Consider the following 20,082-nt stretch of genomic DNA (forward strand, 5'->3'; position numbering starts at 1 on the left):
TCGACTCTCTTTCTATAAAAATAAAAAATGAAATTTGCCTAAGACCATACTTAGGTAGACTAAGTATATACCCCTAATGTCCCTTTAGCAATAGGCATATTGTTGCTTTTGTCTTAATTCACAACCATTTCACAAAAAATACTATTTTTTGTAACTACTGTGAAGTGTATTGTATTTAGATTTTTTCTTCCCTATAATTTATTTGTATAGACAATACGTGAGGTTGAATATGATTACACTGACTGTAGATGCACTAGAACCTAATATGATTGTAGCTGAGCCTGTGGTCACAAAGCGCGGTCAGGTTCTTATCAAAGCTGGCGATAAACTGACTCCGCAAATGATTGCCAAGCTCACTTTTTATAAGATAGAATCTGCAAATGTTGAGGAACCTGAACCTGAGGAAATTCCTGAGCCTGAGCAAGAAGTTGAGACCGAAACTAAGCCTGAAAAAAAAGAGTCTCCAAGCAAAGAAGCTTATGTAAGTAATCAGATTACCTATACCCAGAGGCTCAAGGCCTCACCTAAGTTTCAAAAATTCCAATCGGATTACGCACTTAATCTCACTACTCTGAAGGAAGATTTCAAAATCATCATTGCAGGAGGCGGTGCAGAGTGTATCGATTCTATGCTTAAAAATTGCGAGGCACTTTTCAAGTCAAAAACTGCTCTTGAACTTCTAGATATGCTAGGTAATATGCGAAACCTCGAGGATCCACTTTACTGTCACTCACTTAATGTAGCTCTCATCTCTCGCTGTATAGGAAAGTGGCTTCAGATGCCAAGAGAGGACTTAAACATTCTAACCCTTGCAGGCCTTTTACATGATATTGGAAAGACTCAAATTCCTGAAAGCATTTTGAATAAACCAGGGAAATACACCGATGAAGAATATGCAACCATGAAATCCCACCCTGTTCTTGGCAAAAAACTGTTAAATGATAAAGGTTTCGACCCAAGAATTCTCTATGCTGCACTCCAGCATCACGAACGAAGTGATGGCAGTGGTTATCCTAGAGGTTTAGAGGAGGATGAGATTGACGATTTTGCCAGCATTGTGGCTATAGCTGATGTGTACGATGCCATGACTTCTGCCCGTGCTCATCGCGACCCACTCTGCTCCTTCCAGGTCATCAACCAATTCGAACAGGAAGGATTGAAGAAATTTAACACCAAATATATCCTCACCTTCTTGGAGCATATTGCCAACACCTATAACAACAGCCGAATTATGCTTAACAATGCAAAAACAGGCCGCGTGGTTTACATTAATAAATCAAACCTTTCACGACCTGTTGTTCAAATGGACACTGGTGATATAATAAATCTTGCTGACAGTGCCTTTAATGACCTTTATATTAAATCGATTCTCTAAAGGCTTCCTCTATTCTGGCCTTAAGACCTGAATAGCGCTTTGCCTGAGAGACATTATCTATCATTGAATAATAGACATTTGCGTCGCCTACCATGGTGACGCATTTTTTTGCTCTGGTAATAGCAGTATAAAGAAGGTTCCTATTCATAAGCATCTTTGGTCCCTCCATAATAGGCATTACAACAGCTGGATACTCCGAACCCTGTGACTTGTGAATAGTGATTGCATAGGCTAACTCCAGCTCGTCTAAGCTGGCAAACGGATAGCTAACTGTTCTTCCCTCTTCAAATTCAACTACAACCGACTTGGACCAATCGTTAATCTCCTTAATAATTCCCACATCGCCATTGAATACACCCAATCCTTTATCAATAGTGATGTTGTAGTTACCCTTCACTTCCCACTCAAGCTGATAATCGTTGCGAATTTGCATAACCTTATCACCCTCACGGAATATTCTAGTCTCACCCTTCCACTCATTTTTCTTCATTGATGGAGGGTTAAGATATTGCTGAAGAATTCCATTTAGTCGCTCCACACCAATCAAGCCCTTGCGGGTTGGTGTGAGAACCTGAATATCGCTAATATTGGCATCTACATATTTGGGCATCTTATCCTTTACGAGAGTGAGCATTACATTGATAATCGTGTCTGCATCATTCCTCTTAAGGAAAAAGAAATCCTTTGATTTATTATCAAGCTCCATGTGCTCGCCCTTGTGAATCTTATGGGCGTTCATGACAATATCACTCTCCTGAGCCTGACGGAAAATCTTTTCCAAAGTGACAGATGTAAATTGGTTTGACGCCAGAATATCCTTTAAAACATTTCCAGGGCCAACACTTGGAAGCTGGTGCTCGTCGCCAACCAGAATTAACCTTGTCCCTGGAGTTATGGCCTTTAAAAGAGCATACATCAGAGAAACATCCACCATTGACATCTCATCAATAATAATTACATCACACTCAAGAGGATTCTCCTCATTTCGCTCGAACTTTGCAAAGCTTGCTACATCGTCCTCTTCACTTGGCCTGCCCGAAACCTCAAGCATTCTATGAATTGTACGTGCCTCGTAGCCAGTTGCTTCACTCATTCGCTTTGCAGCACGGCCTGTTGGGGCTCCAAGAAAGATGCTGTAGCCCTCTTCCTCAAAAATATGAATCATAGTGGTGATTGTGGTAGTTTTTCCAGTACCAGGACCACCTGTAAGAATGAAGAGTCCACGCTCCGCAGCACTTATAACAGCTTCCTTTTGGAGCTCATCCAATTGGAAATTCTCATCTTTTTCGATTCTTCGAATGACTTTTTCCAGGTCGGATTTATCAACCTTGTAGGTCAGATTCAATTCCTTCAGCATTCCTGCAATTGATTCTTCCATTCGATAAAAAGCTCTGGAATAAACCTGCTTATTGTCATCCTCGTCACGCTTAATAATCAGCTTTTTATCCATGGCAAGGTTCATAATCTGAGCCTCCACAGAATCAGCATCAACCCTCAAAAGCTCCACGGACATCTCAGTCAGCTTTTCAATAGGAAGATATGTGTGTCCCATTCCAGCACCCTGGCTGAGAATATACTGTATTCCGCCCTTGATTCTAAACTCAGAATCCACCTTGATTCCAACCTGGCCTGCTATCTCGTCGGCTGTTTTAAAGCCGATACCTGCCACCTCATCCGCAAGCCTATATGGATTGCTTTGAATGACATTATAAATATCATTTCCAAAGCGATTGTATATCTTGATGGCAGTATTGCCGTGAAGTCCATATTTATCAAGGAACATCATAGCGTTTCGGATATCCTTAGCTCCAACAATCTGGTCGGAAATCTCCATAGCCTTATTCAATGAGATTCCCTTTACCTCTGCCAGACGTTCAGGTTCCTCTTCGATTAACCTAAAGGTATCTGCGCCAAACTGCTTTATGATTCTTGCTGCCAACTTTGGACCTATACCTCTTATAGCTCCTGAGCCTAAATATCGCTCCATTGAAAGCTCATCCGCTGGCTCCACCACCTCGTGGCTTGCCACCTTGAACTGCTTGCCATAGGTTGGGTGATCCACGAAATCACCTCTCAACAACAGGTTCTCACCCTCTCCCAGGGTAGGAAACAGTCCCGTACAGGTGATTAGCATCTCATCATATACGAAATCCAGCACTGTGTAGCCATTATCTGCGTTTCTAAATATTATATTTTCTACATATCCTGTTAATTCTTCCATAGGGTATATATTATCATAAACTGCCTGCAATTTGATAATAGAAGTCCTCTTTTTCATTAACATTAAAAATACCACCCAGGAGTTTTAACTCTGGGTGGCATTTGATTTACTTAAATTAGGCTTGGACGCCGGTTACTGTAGAACCTGTTGTGTTTGCAATGTTTTCGGAAACAACATCATTACCTAGACCTGCGTTTTCTGTTGGCAGATTTGAGTTTCCGGTGATTCCATAATTTCGCATAATCTGCTGTACAAAATCATCGGTGATATCACCACCAATTTCATCCACAAGCTGTGAAGCAATCTGTGTGATTGCCTGATCGAGATAAAGGTCCTTGTACATGCTCATGGTATCGTTGTCCTTTTCCTCCATGGTGACAGTTTCCTTCATTTGCTTGATGACCTTTTCCATCATGTAGGTTTCAAAGTCCTTCACCGCCTTGGTGATTTCCTCTTCGCTGGAATCCTTTGAAATTCCACTGATAGATTTTGAAGTTGTCTCGGCAAGCGCCTTGTTTTGGTTTGCGTACTGCGTCTGCAGGTACGTGCTCATTCCTGTTACATCCATCATTTTCGTATCCCCCTGTGTTAAAAAAGAACCATTTTCACTTTAATTACTTTTATCTCTTAAGGTTATTAGCTTGTTCTAACATTGTGTCAGAAGTTGTTATAGCCTTTGAGTTCATTTCATATGCACGCTGTGCAATGATAAGATTTACCATTTCATCAGCAACATTTACATTCGAGCCTTCTAGGTAATTCTGGAATATCTGGCTTCTTGTAACTCCCTGTGTATTCCACTCTGAAAGAGGCTCTCCAGATGCTGCAGACTCATCATAAAGATTCTCGCCTATCTTATCTAAGCCAACTCTATTGGTGAATTGATAAAGTGCAATTCTCTGTCCCGTCTGAACAACCTGTCCCTGAGCATTCTTATAAGAAGTTGCGCCAGTCTCTGGATCTACTGCAAAGTTCAAATCGCCTGCTGTGTTTGGAATGGCGATAATATTTCCTGCCTGATCAAGTACCTGATAGCCCTCTGCTGTGGTAAGTACCTTGTTTCCCTGTTCATTAATAGCCCAGGTAAAGTTACCATTTCTGGTGTAGTGGGTTTCATCACTATCCTGAACTGCAAAGAAGCCCTCTCCTACAATGCACATTGCTGTCTGGCTCTCTGTGGCTATCTGATTACCTTGAGCAAAGTTTGCATTCAAAGATGCCACTCTTGTACCAAGACCCACCTGAGCACTTGTAGGTTTACTATCACCATTTGCATTTGTGGAGGTTGCCTCCAATGTTTGATACAGCAGGGTCTTGAACTGAGCTGACTGAGTCTTATATGCTGTAGTGTTTACATTTGCCAAGTTATTTGCAATTGTATCAACTTGAGTTTGCTGGCCCTTCATACCTGAAGCTGCTGACCACAAAGATCTTACCATACTTGAATACCCCCCAAGGTTATCTCTCGCTGGTTACGCTCTCAAGCCTTAGTGTCTCTTTCTTCGGCTACACGCCTCATTCAGAGACCTAAGAGCTTGTTGCCTACCAGCTATTTTTACTCTATAGGTCTAAATTCTAGATAACTATAAGTTATTTACATTTGCTAGCTAATCATTATTGGTTTTCGATTAAACTCTACCTATTGTGTTTACGGTTTTTTCGAGTGTAGAGTCTTCGGTTTGAATCATTTTTTGGCCTGCTTCGTAGGCGCGGGCGATGGTTATCATACTAACCATCTCGTCAACTACATTGACGTTTGATGCCTCAAGCATTCCCTGCTCAACGATGGCTTCGCTTTCTACAATATTGCCGCCAGGAATCAGGTCATAAAGATTCTCGCCATATTTATTGATGTAATCGTAGTTATCAATGTCAATAACTCCGATGGTATCCACTTCTTCATTGTTCTGATAGATTGTTCCATCACTAGCTATAGTATACTTCAGCACAGGGTCAATCTGAACTCGGTAGCCATCACCATATTGTGAGGATAAAGCTCCATCAGAATTCAGTACATAGTCGCCGTCAGAGGTTCTTAAATATCCATCAACATCCACGGTAAATGCACCATCTCTCGTATACTTGATAGAAGTCTCTCCTGCTTTATTAGTAAATTCAATTGCGAAGAAACCTCTTCCACCAAGAGCTACATCAGAATCCTTGTCAGTAACCTGAAATGCTCCCTGGTCCCAATTAGTGTAAGTCTCACCAACCTTCGCACCTAGTGAAATAGAACCTATCTTCTCTGGCATATTATGCCAATGTGAGGTGTCCTTTATCTTGATTGCAAGCTTTTCATCGAAGGCCTGAGCAACCATTGCCTCTTTCTTGTATCCAGTGGTCGCAGAGTTTGCCAAGTTGTTGGTCATAACATCCATTCTTTTCTGCTCATTGACCATGCCTGTGAAGGCTGTATAGAGTCCTTTTACCATGTATGCCCCCTACGTATTTTGCAACGTTTACACTATTCTACATCTAGGTTATCGGACTCTTATAAATAAAATTAACCCCTTCTGTTAAAAAATATAACAAAAGGGGTTATTACCTCATATGAAAGCCTATATTAATCTGATAAAAGTTCTACGTAACGACCTGTTCCGATGGCTACGCAAGTCATAGCCTCGTCAGCTGTCATAGTGTTGATACCTGTGCGGTCCTCGATAAGCTCCTCAAGACCACGAAGGAGTGCACCACCACCTGTAAGAACGATACCTCTGTCGGCAACGTCTGCTGCAAGCTCTGGTGGAGTTCTCTCGAGAACTGAGTGGATAGCCTCAACAATCTGCATTGTAGATTCCTTGAGAGCTTCCTCTGTCTCCTCTGATGAAACTGTAATAGTCTTTGGAAGACCTGAAACAAGGTTTCTTCCTCTAACATCCATAGTCTCAGCCTCGCCAAGTGGGAAGCAACGACCAATCTTAATCTTGATATCCTCGGCAGTACGCTCACCGATAAGAAGATTGTGCTTCTTTCTCATGTAACGAACGATAGCCTCATCGAAATCATCACCAGCAACCTTGATAGATGTGCTGACAACTGAGCTACCAAGTGAGATAACAGCGATATCTGCTGTACCACCACCGATATCTACAATCATATTTCCCATAGGAAGTGAAATATCGATACCAGCACCGATGGCTGCTGCGATAGGCTCTTCAATGATAGAAACCTCACGGGCACCTGCTGCAAATGCAGCGTCCTCTACGGCACGCTTCTCTACTTCTGTAGCACCAGAAGGAACACAAACTGCAATACGTGGCTTACGATAGCTCTTCTTGCCCATTGCCTTCTGAACGAAGTACTTAATCATCTTCTCAGTAACTGTGTAATCAGAGATAACACCCTGACGAAGTGGACGAACAGCTACGATATTTCCAGGAGTACGTCCAATCATAAGACGTGCCTCCTCGCCGATTTCTTTAATCTTGTTTGTATCTCTATCAAAAGCCACTACTGAAGGCTCTTTTAAAACAACACCCTTGCCCTTTGCATAAACAAGGACGCTCGCTGTACCTAAATCGATTCCGATATCTGATCCTGCCATTTTCTTATTCCTTTCTTATTTCTGTATATAATAGAATTGCCCAATTGGACACAATAACGCATTTTTACTTTTCTATTATATACGAAATATTTAAGGTTTCAAGTCCTTCTTAACCAGTTACACTATTAATCCTTAGTGTCACTTTCAGTCACTACATGTTCCTTTCAGTAACACTAAGAAATTGATTGCTACTGGCTATAGATAATCTTTAAGATACTGGCCCGTATAACTACGCTTTACTTTTACGATTTCCTCAGGTGTTCCTTTAGCAATCACAGTGCCGCCGCGGTCTCCACCATCAGGTCCCATGTCGATGATGTAATCTGCACACTTGATTACGTCCAGATTATGCTCGATTACCACAACAGTGTTTCCAGAATCAGAAAGCTTTCTCATAATCTCAACAAGCTTATTCACATCATCAAAATGCAAACCTGTGGTAGGCTCATCAAGAATATAAATAGTCTTTCCAGTAGCTCGACGCGAAAGCTCTGTGGCAAGCTTGATTCTCTGTGCCTCTCCACCGGACAAGGTTGTAGATGGCTGTCCAAGCTTGATATAGCCAAGTCCAACGTCATACAGACACTGTATCTTGTTGTAAATACTTGGTACGTTTTTGAAAAACTCGCAAGCCTCCTCAACAGTCATATCAAGCACATCATAGATGGTCTTACCTTTATAGTGGACCTCTAAGGTCTCGCGGTTGTAACGTTTTCCACCGCATACCTCACAAGGCACATATACGTCGGGAAGGAAATGCATTTCGATTTTGATGATTCCATCTCCAGAGCAGGCTTCACAGCGACCGCCCTTTACGTTGAAGGAGAAGCGCCCCTTATTGTAACCGCGTTCCTTTGCTTCTGTAGTACCGGCGAATAAATCACGAATCAAATCGAATACGCCTGTATAGGTAGCAGGATTTGAACGAGGTGTACGTCCGATAGGTGACTGGTCGATATCAATTACTTTATCAAGAACCTCCACACCAAGAATATCATCATGCTTTCCAGAAATCTTTCTTGCGCGATTAAGGCGCTTTGCCAGATCCTTATATAAAATCTCGTTGATAAGTGAGCTCTTTCCTGAACCAGATACACCTGTAACAACAGTCATGATTCCTGTCGGAATATCTACATCTATATTCTTAAGGTTGTGCTCCCTTGCACCCTTTATAGTAAGCCATCCCTTTGGTTCTCTGCGCTCCGATGGGACAGGGATGCAAAGCTTTCCACTGAGGTACTGACCTGTGATGGAATTAGGGTTCGCCATAATCTCCTCTGGAGTACCCGCAGCAACCACTTCTCCACCATCCTTGCCTGCGCGAGGTCCGATATCCACAAGATAATCCGCAGCCTTCATGGTATCCGCATCGTGTTCAACAACAATTAGCGTATTTCCAAGATCTCTCAATCCCTTAAGGGATGCTAATAACTTGTCATTATCCTTTTGGTGAAGGCCAATAGATGGCTCATCCAAAATGTAGGCTACGCCAACCAGACCCGAACCAATCTGTGTGGCAAGACGGATTCGCTGAGCCTCTCCACCTGAAAGAGAAGCTGTAGCTCTGGCAAGGGTGAGATAATCCAATCCCACATCCACCATGAATTTCAATCTATTTCTGATTTCTTTAAGAACCACAGCACCAATCTTCATCTGCTGTTCTGTAAGCTTAAGATTTTCAATCAAATCGTATAGCTCGTGAACAGGGTACTGGGTCATCTCAAAGATATTTTTATCTGCAATTGTAACAGCAAGGCTTTCCTTCTTCAGACGCTGACCATGACAGCAAGGACATTCACTATAAAACATGAATTCCTCATATTCACGCTTTGCTGATTCAGAGAAGGTCTCTTTATAGCGTCTGTTAACATTTTCTATTAGTCCCTCGAATACTGTAGGATAAACTCCTCGTCCACGCTGTCCTTCATAATGCACATCTACTGAACGGTCAAAGCCATGAAGGAACATGTCACGAATCTTTTCTGGAAGCTCCTTGTAAGGTGTATCCAATGAGAAATCGTATTCAGAAGCCAATGCTTCTAACAGCGCGTGAGCGAAGCTGCCCTTTTTATTAGAAGACTGCCATCCCATAACCTGGACGCAACCTTCGTTGAAAGACAGGCTCTTGTCAGGAATCATAAGATCCTCATCGAATTCCATCTTATATCCCAAACCAAAGCACTCTGGGCAGGCACCAAATGGATTGTTGAAGGAGAAGCTACGTGGCTCTACCTCGTCGATACTGATTCCACAATCTGGGCATGAGAATCCCTCAGAAAATCTGATTGGTTCTCCATCGATTACATCTACAATCATCAGTCCATCAGCCAGTTTTAAAACAGCCTCGATGGAATCTGTAAGACGCTTCTCAATGCCTTCCTTTATTACAAGACGGTCTACAACGATTTCAATGTTGTGCTTTATATTTTTATCAAGCTTTATTTCCTCTGAAAGGTCATATACGTTTCCATCTACATTAACACGAACATAGCCCGACTTCTTTGCCTTTTCAAATAGCTTCTCATGGGTACCCTTGCGACCTCTTACAACTGGTGCAAGAAGCTGAATCTTAGTACGCTCTGGAAGAGCCATAATAGCATCTACCATCTGGTCTACAGTCTGCTTGCTGATTGGCTTACCACAGTTAGGGCAGTGTGGCACTCCGCAACGGGCATAAAGCAGTCTCATGTAGTCATAAATTTCTGTAACTGTACCCACTGTAGAACGTGGATTGTGGTTTGTGCTCTTCTGGTCAATCGAGATAGCCGGAGGCATTCCTTCCATATGCTCCACGTTTGGCTTTTCCATCTGGCCCAAGAACTGACGTGCATAGGATGATAATGACTCCATGTAGCGACGCTGTCCCTCGGCAAAGATTGTATCGAAGGCTAAGGAAGATTTTCCCGAGCCGGAAAGTCCTGTGAGGACAACGAATTCGTCTCTTGGGATATCAATACTAATATTTTTTAGGTTATGCTCATTTGCGCCTTTAATCTTTATATATTTTCTTTCTTTCACATTTACACCTCATAAAAATGACTTGTTTCACAAGTCTAACAAGCATTCGGAATTTGTTCCAAATTCCTCATGTTGTTAGATGTCTCAAGAGAATTTATTCTTCTTGCAAGCAAGAAAATAAATTACTCTTCAGACATTTTTATCATCATATTCTTAAGTTCTACCATCTTGTCACGATATTCTGCAGCTGCTTCGAAGTTCAACTCTGCTGCAGCCTTCTGCATCTTCTTCTGAATATCTGCAATAAGCTTTTCAAGCTCCTGCTTGTCCATTTCTTCAGGGTCCTTCTTGAACTGCATTTCCTTCTTTGCAATATCCTTGGAGATAGAAATGAGCTCGCGAACTGATTTCTGGATAGTCTTTGGAGTTATGCCATGGGCCTCATTATATGCCTTTTGAATCTCACGACGGCGCTCAGTTTCTGAGATAGCCTTTTCCATTGATTCTGTTATGGTGTCAGCGTACATAATAACGTGACCTTCAGAGTTTCGAGCCGCACGACCAATAGTCTGAATCAGTGAGCGCTCACTTCGAAGGAAGCCTTCCTTATCGGCATCAAGGATTGCAACCAATGTAATCTCTGGAATGTCCAAGCCCTCGCGAAGAAGATTGATTCCGACAAGAACATCGAATACATCCAAACGCAGGTCACGAATAATCTCCGCTCGCTCCATGGTATCAATATCCGAATGCATATATTTCACACGCACACCAAGCTCGGCAAGATAATCTGTCAAATCCTCAGCCATTCGCTTGGTAAGAGTGGTTATCATCACTTTATTCTTGTTTGCTGTTTCCTTTTTAATCTCTGCAAACAAATCATCAATCTGTCCCTCCACTGGGCGAACCTCCACCTCTGGGTCAAGCAGTCCAGTAGGTCTGATGACTTGCTCGGTGCGAAGCATCTCATGCTCCTCCTCGTAGTCACCTGGTGTGGCACTTACGAACATAATCTGGTCAAGCTTTGACTCGAACTCACCAAAATTCAGAGGACGATTATCAAGAGCTGAAGGTAGTCTGAACCCGTACTCCACAAGGGTACGCTTTCTGGCCTGATCACCTGCAAACATACCTCTAACCTGAGGAAGTGTAATATGGCTCTCATCCACAATTATTAGGAAATCATCTCCAAAATAGTCTATAAGGCACTTCGGTGGCTCTCCCGGCTGCTGATTTGTCATGTGACGGCTATAGTTTTCGATTCCTGAACAGAAGCCTGTTTCACGAAGCATTTCTATATCAAAATTGGTTCGTTCAGCTATTCGCTGCGCCTCTATCAGCTTATCTTCGGATTTGAAGTATTTCACCCGCTCGTCAAGCTCAGCCTCAATGCTGGCACAGGCTGCATTAATTTTATCCTGAGGAATAACATAATGGCTGGCAGGGAAAATCGCGCAATGCTCCAAAGTGCGTTTCACCTGCCCTGTCATAATATCCGTTTCACAAATACGATCTATCTCATCTCCAAAGAATTCGATGCGGATTCCATAGTCACTGGTGTTTGCTGGAATAACCTCTAGCGTATCTCCACGAACTCTGAAGGTTCCACGAGCAAAATCCATGTCATTTCGCATGTACTGGATATTGATAAGCTCGTGAATAACATCATCCCTGTCCTTCATATCACCCGGGCGAAGACTAACCATCATGTTCTGGAAATCGTCTGGCTCACCGATACCATAGATACATGAAACAGATGACACGATGATTACGTCCCTACGCTCCGAAAGCGATGCTGTAGCCGAAAGACGTAATTTATCAATCTCATCATTTATAGAAGAATCCTTGGCGATATAGGTATCAGTGCTAGGCACGTAGGCCTCAGGCTGATAATAATCGTAGTAGGACACAAAATATTCAACTGCGTTCTCTGGGAAAAATTCCTTGAACTCTGAATAAAGCTGACCAGCAAGAGTCTTATTATGGGCAATAATAAGTGTGGGTTTGTTCAGCTGCTCAATGACATTTGCCATGGTGAAAGTCTTTCCTGAGCCAGTAACACCAAGGAGTGTCTGCATCTGATTGCCCTCTTTAAAGCCTTGGACAAGGGCCTCTATTGCCTGGGGCTGGTCACCAGTTGGTTTGTATTCAGAATGTAATTTGAAATCCATAATTTCACCTAAATTGATTGTGTACAATGTTATAAAAGAATTATAACACAGAGGATGCCGTTGTCAAACATTTGTTCTAAAATACACCTCATCAGTCAGCTCTGCTGACAGCTTCCCCTCAAGGGGAAGCCTATTTAAAAGAGACCTGCAGAAAATCTACAGGTCTCCAAAGTTCATTTGTATTTATTTGTTACGGCTGATTTTCAAAATTTCATGGAGAATATCTTCTGTCGCCTTCATATCATCCTCGCACTCCTGGCTAATTGTGATGCTTGATTCAGCAGAAGCTGCAACCTCTTCTGAAGTAGCTGAAAGATTGCTGATAGCATCCATTACCTTTGCATTGGCATCAACACACTCATCAACATTCTCTGAAATGGTTGCCGCACGGCGGGTCAGATCAGTAACTTTATCAAGTATTTCCTTGAACTTATCTCCTGTTTCCACAATCATCTCACCCTGCTGATTTGCGGAATCAACAGACTTCTGCATATTCTCCGAAGCAATCTGCACTCTTTTAATAAGGTCTTCTATAGTCTTGGCAATTTCCTCCGCCGATTCCTTAGTGTGCTCTGAAAGAGCTCTGATTTCATCTGCGACCACCGCAAAGCCCTTGCCTGCTTCGCCAGCTCTTGCTGCCTCTATTGATGCATTTAGAGCCAGCAAATTGGTCTGTCCACTAATATCAAGGATTGTGCTAACAATATCCTTTACCGTATCAGCTGATGACTGAAGTGCCAAGGTCATTTCTGCTGTCTCTGCATTGATTGCCGAAGCTTCTTCAGATTTTTTTCTAAGCTCCTTTACAAGAGAATTTCCATCTGTAATGTTCTCGGTAACCTCATCAGAGTTTCGCCTCATCGCCCTTGACTGATGAGCAATATTATCAAGAGCTTCTGTGATGCTTGAATTCATCTCCGTCTGGGTCTGAATTGCTTCAGCAGTTAATGTGACTGAGGATGAGATTTGCTGAGCACTCTCAGCTGATGCAGAAACCTTATCTGCCAAAGCCTCCATGGCATCGTTTGCATTTTCCAACCTATCGGCTATCTGAATTCCTATCTCTTCAATATGCTTTGCACTTTCCTGCTGCTGTCTTGATGCTTCCTCTATTTCCTCAACTGACTCTCTATTATGTCTACTATTCAAGCGCACATAGAAAATAGCCATCAATCCAAGCAACAGGGCAAATACTACATCTGTTATAACCGCCCAATGCCTATCCGCCACTTCTATTGAATACTTGTAGAAAAGTGGCACATATAGAACATTTATTGTCATCACTGCTATTGACGTGGCAAATGTTAACGTGTTATCCGCAAAAAGCAGTACTAGTATCAAAAGACCAGCTCCGAACGCCCACATATAGGTGATATGTACGGAACCAAGCATAACAACCAGATAGCTGAAAAGCCCAGCCAACATCATGAAATATTTTCCACGATTCCTGTGACTATACCTCAAATAACTGTATACAAAGAATGCTCCGCAAATAACCTGCAGCACCACCATTATGGTGGTATTCATAAAACCTACTCTTTGGTCTGCATATGCTACCGTAGCAACCAACTGAAATAGCTGAATAATACTTCCCAATTTGAAAGCTAATTTATTTCGTTCATAAACATGTTGTTCTCGTAAATCCATAGTGCCTCCTGATTCTAGAAAACAATCCTACAAGCTTACAATACAACCATGTTTAGCATCACACAATCTGTTTCACAGAAAGTTCTTTATTCCTTAATAAAATCTACAATTTCAGCAAGAGTCTGCTGGGTTTGCTCCTCCACAGTAATGTTTGGAGTTCCATCATTAAACTGAGGACCGTAATCTCCAAAGTATGCATGGCAACCACCTTTAATTACTACTTCTTTTGTCTCTTTTGGAAGATTTGCAAAGCTTTCATTGTATCGGTCCATATTTAATACACCATCCTGATCGCCACGAATCAGGAGAGCTTTGATATCCTTATCTGTCATATCGTTTGTTGCATAGGCGGCAAGGAAAATAACTCCTTCATATTCCTTCGCGTGTAAATTTCCATACATTGAAGCCATTGCACCACCAAGGCTGTGACCACCGATGTACCATTTGTCAATTTCAGGGTACTTTTGCTGAATCCCACGGGCTCCATTGGCATCAAAGAAAGCCAGATAATGTGGCATCTTTATAACTATGCATTCTACTCCATTTTCTGCTAATTGCTCCATAAGCGGTGCATAGGCCTCTGGTTCTACCATGCCACCAGGGTAAAAGATAAATCCCGCCTCCACATTCTCAGGAGTGAAGACAATTGTATCTCTTTTATCCTCTACAGTTACGCCTGGGGCAGGATTGTTGATGTAGTCCATAGCACTGGCTGATGCTCGATAATAGTCCTGCGAATATAATGAAATTTTCACAAAAATAACTACAACTAAGAATATACTGATTATCCATGTGAATAATTTTCTTTTAGTAAGCTTTTTTGTCATTGTATTTGTTGTTGAGAATCCTTTCTATTACTGATAGTTCTAGTATAGCATAAAATAAAGGCTAGCCAATATTTTTGGCTAGCCCCTTTCTTAATTCATTTCCATGTATGCTTCTGCAATTCTGTTATAGTCAATCTGATTAGTGATTTTCTCAACCTTGAAGTCATCCTCACCAACCTTTACTCGGTAGATGAAGCATCCCTCATCACTGACTGTATCTCCTTCCACAAGCGCTGCAGCTACATAACCTTTATTTTCGAATTCGAATTGGTCTATAACTGCCATCTCAACCTCGTCGCCATCTTTAGTGCTAACAACGAATGTAATATACTCTTTGAATTCATTACTCATCGCGGGTTCCTCCTTAGCATAACTTTCCCCGTTTTGTAACTAGTATATTACAGCATAATTGTGTAAAGAGTAAGCAAAATTTATGAAATAAAATAGAATCACTTACAGCAGTGGGGCGCAATTCACATAATGCCCATAATTTGCTGTTTTCTCGGCAGTTAAATTATTAGCCCTTTACCGCCCCACCAGTAACTCCTTCTACATAGAATTTCTGCATCACGATGAACAGTATTGAAATCGGAACCGCAATCATCAATCCACCGCAGCAGAAGTATGCGAAGTACTGGTTAACAAGTGCTCTCTGTAACAGATTGAAAAGTCCTAAAGCCATTGTCCAGTCTGATGCATCCTTTGACTTAATCATAAGGCGAACCATTACGAAATCCATCCAAGGATTCAGGAATGAATTGATTACCGTATATACGATCATTGGCTTTGAAAGTGGTACTACAATTTTTGCAAAAATCGTAGCCTCTGAAGCACCTTCAAGCTTGGCAGCCTCATGAAGTGATGTAGGAACTGTATCAAAGAATCCCTTAAGAATTAAGTATCCAAGTCCAGATGCTCCGGAATAAAGGATAATAAGTCCAACAACACTATCTGTTAGTCCAATCATCTTTAAGATGAAGTACATAGCAATCATTGAAAGTACTCCTGGGAACATTCCCAAGATGAGAGAAAAGCTCATAAGCTGCTTTCTTCCCTTAAAATCAATGAATGAAAACGCATACGCTGTCATAATTACAAAGATTGATGAAACAAGACAGCTGAATGTACCAATAATCATAGAATTCTTGAACCAAGCTGGGAAGTTAGCTGCAGCATCTGGTTCGAAGAACAACTGATGATAGTTTGCAAGTGTCCACTGCTCTGGGAAGAAATGGTTAGTATTAATTCCCTTCTGAACACTGAAGGTTGTAACTATCAACCAGAAAATTGGGATAAGCCAAACGAAAGCTAAAAATGCTAAAACTAAGTGTCTTACGACGATTTTCCATGTTTTCTTCATTATCTATATACCCCCTCTTTATCTCCACCAATCATTCTTGAGAAAGTAAGAAGTGAAAGGGCTGCACAGATGATAAATGTTACGATACCGATAACAGATGCCATCTTGAAGTTACTGTACTCATTTGTAAGTCTGAACAACCAGGTAATAAGAAGATCAACCTCCTTGGCGTTTGAGTTTGCCATTGCCATATTTGTGGTTGTGTAGTTGTAAGTAAGCAAGTAAATAACGTTAAAGTTATTGATATTTCCGATTACTGACTGAATAAGTGATGGTCCTGTAATAAACATTACATAAGGCATTGTAATTTTCCAGAAAATCTGGAACTTGTTGGCACCATCTATCTTTGCTGATTCTATCTGATCTGAAGGGATATTCATAAGGATACCTGTTGCAACAAGCATCTGATATGGAATACCTACCCAGATGTTTACAAGTATGATAGTTACATGTGCCCAACCAGGCTGTGAAAGGAATGGAATGCACTGAGCTCCCTGTCCTAAAAGACCAATGTTCTTAAAGAAGTCCAAAAGTCCGATATTTGCACACCAGGTATTTACGATACCGTAATCACCAAACATCTTACTGATAAGAAGAAGTGTTACGAACTGTGGAATACCAATCGTAATTACGAACAATGTTCTCCACATACCCTTGAAGTATGTATGCTCATGATTGATAAACTGTGCAAGAAGAATACCACCAAGGAATGTAGTTGCTGTAGCAAGCACTGCCCAGATAAGTGTCCATGCAAGTACTCTCACGAATGCATAGCCAAAGGTGATTGTCTGGCTGGTAGTGAAGAGGTTCACAAAGTTCTTGATTCCAACCCATGTAAAGAGGTATGTAGGTGGCTGGTGATTCTCGTCATAATTCGTAAATGCGATACAAACCATGAAAAGAATTGGAATGATATTGATAAGAATTACACCGATACTTGGAAGAGTAAGAAGTGTAATGTGAAATCTTTCATTCTTGAATGAAGCAACATCATCTAAGAAGGTATTGATATGTTCACCTTCCTCCTTCATCTTCTGGATTCGGTAAACGGCCTTGATATTGCTGATATATAAAGCGATAAATGCAAGAATTACAAGAACTCCGATAATTCCATATAAGAGAATCAAAAGAGAGTTATCATAATTGTTTACAGTTTTTTTCATAGTTACTATGTCAAAAACTTCTTCTCTCTGCACTGTACCGAGAGTATTAAGCTTTGCCATATATGGTGCGAATACACCAAAAATTGAAGCGAGAATTCCTCCCTCCAAAAGAGTCATGAGGATACCGCGGACAAACTGCTTACGTCCAAAATATCCTGCACCCATGATTACAAGTGATAGCTTCACCCAGATATCACCATAGGCTACTGCATGTCCAAAGTCTTTAAAACTGTTTCCAATTTTTTTCAACAAATTTCCCATAGAGTTTTCCTTTAAAAAGTCTCACGGACTAAATCTCTTCAGCCCGTGAGACGAGTGTTAGTGAGTTATTTATTAGGGGGTTAAAACTTGCTTATTCAGCGTCTGGAGCCTGTGTAATACCTGCTACTGCATCGTCAAGAACAGCCTGGCTTACCTTGCCCTCAAGAATGTTCTTTCCAAGTGAAGAAGCTGGATCCCAGTACTTTCCGCCAACTCTCTGAAGCTCTGCGAATGCTGACTGAGCTGCAAGAGCATCAAGTGCTGGAGAAGAAGCCTTTGCAAGTGCCTCTGTGTTTGAAGGACCCTCACCTGTTGCCTCGTATACAGCTTCCTGAGAAGTTGCGTTTGTGAGGTACTCAGCAAGAAGCATTGACCAACCTGTGTTCTCAGCGTATGCGTTAACACCTACGAACTTGTATCCTGAGTAAGAAGCCATCTGCTTGTCTTCGCCGTTAACCTGGAATGTAGGAAGCTTTGTTGCTGCATATCCATCACCGTAAGCATCTGAGAATGCGTTAACATTCCATGTACCAGATACATAAGCTACTACCTTACCATCTGCAAGGTTTGCAAGAAGGTCATCGTTACCATAGCTCTTGAATGACTTAGCAGAAGCAATTGACTGAATTGACTCAGCTGCTGCAAGACCTGTCTCTGAGTTCCAGTCACAGTTGTTTGATGTATCTTCGTTCTCTGAAAGGTCACATCCTGCACCTTTGAACCATCCGTATAAGTACCAGCCGTTTGCGACTTCGCAACCAACTTCCTTGCCAAGCTCATCAGCCTTAGCTGTAAGAGCTTCCCAAGAAGCTACATCCTCATCTGATAACTGATTCTTATCATAGTATAAGAAATATCCGTTAGAAGCTGTGAATGGGTAGCCATACTGCTTTCCATCATACTGAGCAGCCTCAACTGTTGCTGGAGTATCTGTCTCGTTCATATCGTATGTATACTGAGCTGCTACCTCGTTAAGAGCGCCTGCCTTAACAAGTGCTTCGAGCTGATCATCTGGGAATACGAATACATCAGCTGCTGCCTCAACATCCTCAAGCACTCTGTCCTTCATATCAGCTTCTGAAACAGCACCAAGTGTGATGTTGAAATCTACATCTGGATACTGAGCTGCGAAATCATCGCAAAGCTTCTTCATAACTGTCTGATACTCTTCTGTCTCTGAGCACCAAAGATCGATGTTTACTGTACCCTCTGTTGCAGCGATAAGATTTGCAATTGCATCCTCTGTAGATGCTGTATCACTTGCTGTAGCATCCTCAGATACTGTCTCTGTTGTTGTGTCTGCTGCTGTGTCCTCAGCTGCTGCGCCACATCCTACGAAAGCTGAAACTGCCATTGTAGAAACAAGAAGCGCTGAAACTAACTTTCTCTTCATGATAAATCCTCCATTTTTTCATGTGATATTTATACTCCCAGGTTGCTTCCCTGTGCAACCGGTTGTTCTACATACATAATCCTATACTTGTGTCCGTTTTAAGTCAACTAATCAATTTTAACAAGTATTGTCTACTCTTTTTATAAATATTTGCTAAGTTGTGCTGTCTCGCATTTGAATATTAAAGTCTGTAAGTGTCTGACTTGCGACGTTTTCACCGTCTAAGTTGCGCATTAAGAGCTCCAAACCACTTGCTCCCAGCTTTTTAGCGTCAAAATAAAGGCTGGTTATAGATGGCTTGGAATTTAATAAAAGATTTGAGTCATAAAATGAGCAAAGCTTTACATCTCCAGGCACTGAAACCCCCTGATTATGTAAGCAATTGAGCACAGAGTTGCAAAGCATATCATCCATACAGACAATACACTCCACTTCGTCCTCCATTACATTTTTGATAACAGTATCCAATCGCTCACTTTTATGCATGTTTAAGAATATAAGGCTTTCATCAGCAGTCATACCGCGATTTTTAAAGCCTTTTCTGTAGCCTTCCAATCGGCTGATTGTTACATTAATATTCTCGCCACCGCCAATAAGGGCCATCTTATGAATTCCCTTATCAATGAGGGTCTCAATCATTCTGGTTGCAGCGCCCTCATTGTCATTGTCCACAAACAAAACCCCTTCATCCTGAGGATTTCCCATGATTACGTATGGAATATTTGCCTGCTTCAGGAACGCATTAACTTTTGAATCACGTTCGCAGCGGCTGACGATAACCGCATCAATTTTGCGGTTTTGTACCGCATGCTTAAGAGGTGTTATACCATCATTATCCGCAAGGATAATAAGCACATCATAATCATAATCCATAGCGCGATCGCAGACTCCTGTCATAAGAGTCTGGAAATAAGGCATCTCTCCAAGAGCAGAATCTGCTGGAACAACAAGCCCCACGTTAAATGTGCGATTTGCAGCTAAAGAACGAGCTACAGCGCTTGGTCTGTAGTTAATTTTCTTTATATAATCATTAACCTTCCTTCTGGTTTCTTCAGAGATACGTCCCTTACCAGATATAGCTCGGCTAACTGTGGTCTTACTCAGACCTAACTCTTGTGCAATTGAATCTAATGTATGTGCCATTTTTCACCTCACCCACCAA

15 protein-coding genes are annotated in these 20,082 nt (G+C 41.7%); 1 reads left to right on the forward strand and 14 read right to left on the reverse strand.

All coding sequences use genetic code 11. The annotated features are described in order from the left end of the window. Window positions 1-229 precede the first annotated feature (229 nt). Window positions 230-1,375: an HD-GYP domain-containing protein gene (locus tag FXF36_RS08880; RefSeq protein WP_151623413.1), complete on the forward strand. Its 1,146-nt coding sequence runs from the start codon at window positions 230-232 to the stop codon at window positions 1,373-1,375. Here the strand turns inward: FXF36_RS08880 and recD2 are convergent. The 14 genes from recD2 to FXF36_RS08950 form a co-directional block, all read right to left on the reverse strand. Beyond that, the gene (gene recD2, locus FXF36_RS08885) at window positions 1,359-3,596 is read right to left on the reverse strand and encodes an SF1B family DNA helicase RecD2 (RefSeq protein WP_151625741.1); all 2,238 of its coding nucleotides are present in this window, start codon (window positions 3,594-3,596) and stop codon (window positions 1,359-1,361) included. The genes FXF36_RS08880 and recD2 overlap by 17 nt on opposite strands. Window positions 3,597-3,711: 115 nt before the next feature. After that, a complete protein-coding gene (locus FXF36_RS08890; protein ID WP_151623414.1) occupies window positions 3,712-4,167 on the reverse strand; it encodes a hypothetical protein in 456 nt (151 codons plus the stop codon). A 49-nt stretch (window positions 4,168-4,216) separates the two neighbouring features. After that, window positions 4,217-5,035, reverse strand: coding sequence for a flagellar hook-basal body protein (locus FXF36_RS08895; RefSeq protein WP_151623415.1), 819 nt, complete (start codon window positions 5,033-5,035; stop codon window positions 4,217-4,219). Window positions 5,036-5,224: 189 nt separating this feature from the next. Then, on the reverse strand, window positions 5,225-6,028 hold the full coding sequence (locus FXF36_RS08900) for a flagellar hook-basal body protein (RefSeq protein WP_151623416.1): 804 nt from the start codon (window positions 6,026-6,028) through the stop codon (window positions 5,225-5,227). 131 nt (window positions 6,029-6,159) lie between these two features. Beyond that, window positions 6,160-7,140, reverse strand: a complete 981-nt coding sequence (locus FXF36_RS08905) for a rod shape-determining protein (RefSeq protein WP_151623417.1) — start codon at window positions 7,138-7,140, stop codon at window positions 6,160-6,162. A gap of 195 nt (window positions 7,141-7,335) precedes the next feature. Then, window positions 7,336-10,158 carry an excinuclease ABC subunit UvrA gene (gene uvrA / locus FXF36_RS08910; protein WP_151623418.1) on the reverse strand — a complete coding sequence of 941 codons (2,823 nt, stop codon included), beginning with the start codon at window positions 10,156-10,158 and terminating at the stop codon, window positions 7,336-7,338. Between the two features lie 122 nt (window positions 10,159-10,280). Beyond that, a complete protein-coding gene (uvrB, locus tag FXF36_RS08915) occupies window positions 10,281-12,269 on the reverse strand; it encodes an excinuclease ABC subunit UvrB (RefSeq protein ID WP_151623419.1) in 1,989 nt (662 codons plus the stop codon). A 183-nt stretch (window positions 12,270-12,452) separates the two neighbouring features. Then, on the reverse strand, window positions 12,453-13,916 hold the full coding sequence (locus FXF36_RS08920; RefSeq protein WP_151623420.1) for a methyl-accepting chemotaxis protein: 1,464 nt from the start codon (window positions 13,914-13,916) through the stop codon (window positions 12,453-12,455). An 86-nt stretch (window positions 13,917-14,002) separates the two neighbouring features. Next, on the reverse strand, window positions 14,003-14,671 hold the full coding sequence (locus FXF36_RS08925; protein ID WP_167511340.1) for an alpha/beta hydrolase: 669 nt from the start codon (window positions 14,669-14,671) through the stop codon (window positions 14,003-14,005). A 162-nt stretch (window positions 14,672-14,833) separates the two neighbouring features. Beyond that, window positions 14,834-15,094, reverse strand: a complete 261-nt coding sequence (locus FXF36_RS08930; RefSeq protein WP_151623422.1) for a DUF1292 domain-containing protein — start codon at window positions 15,092-15,094, stop codon at window positions 14,834-14,836. A gap of 166 nt (window positions 15,095-15,260) precedes the next feature. Then, the gene (locus tag FXF36_RS08935) at window positions 15,261-16,103 is read right to left on the reverse strand and encodes a sugar ABC transporter permease (RefSeq protein WP_167511341.1); all 843 of its coding nucleotides are present in this window, start codon (window positions 16,101-16,103) and stop codon (window positions 15,261-15,263) included. Further along, window positions 16,103-17,527 carry a carbohydrate ABC transporter permease gene (locus FXF36_RS08940; RefSeq protein WP_151623424.1) on the reverse strand — a complete coding sequence of 475 codons (1,425 nt, stop codon included), beginning with the start codon at window positions 17,525-17,527 and terminating at the stop codon, window positions 16,103-16,105. The genes FXF36_RS08935 and FXF36_RS08940 overlap by 1 nt, the downstream gene beginning before the upstream one ends. A gap of 91 nt (window positions 17,528-17,618) precedes the next feature. Beyond that, a complete protein-coding gene (locus FXF36_RS08945; RefSeq protein WP_151623425.1) occupies window positions 17,619-18,920 on the reverse strand; it encodes an extracellular solute-binding protein in 1,302 nt (433 codons plus the stop codon). 153 nt (window positions 18,921-19,073) lie between these two features. Next, window positions 19,074-20,063 carry a LacI family DNA-binding transcriptional regulator gene (locus FXF36_RS08950; protein ID WP_151623426.1) on the reverse strand — a complete coding sequence of 330 codons (990 nt, stop codon included), beginning with the start codon at window positions 20,061-20,063 and terminating at the stop codon, window positions 19,074-19,076. Window positions 20,064-20,082 lie beyond the last annotated feature (19 nt).

This window comes from Pseudobutyrivibrio xylanivorans (assembly GCF_008935055.1).
Lineage (GTDB): Bacteria > Bacillota > Clostridia > Lachnospirales > Lachnospiraceae > Pseudobutyrivibrio > Pseudobutyrivibrio xylanivorans_A.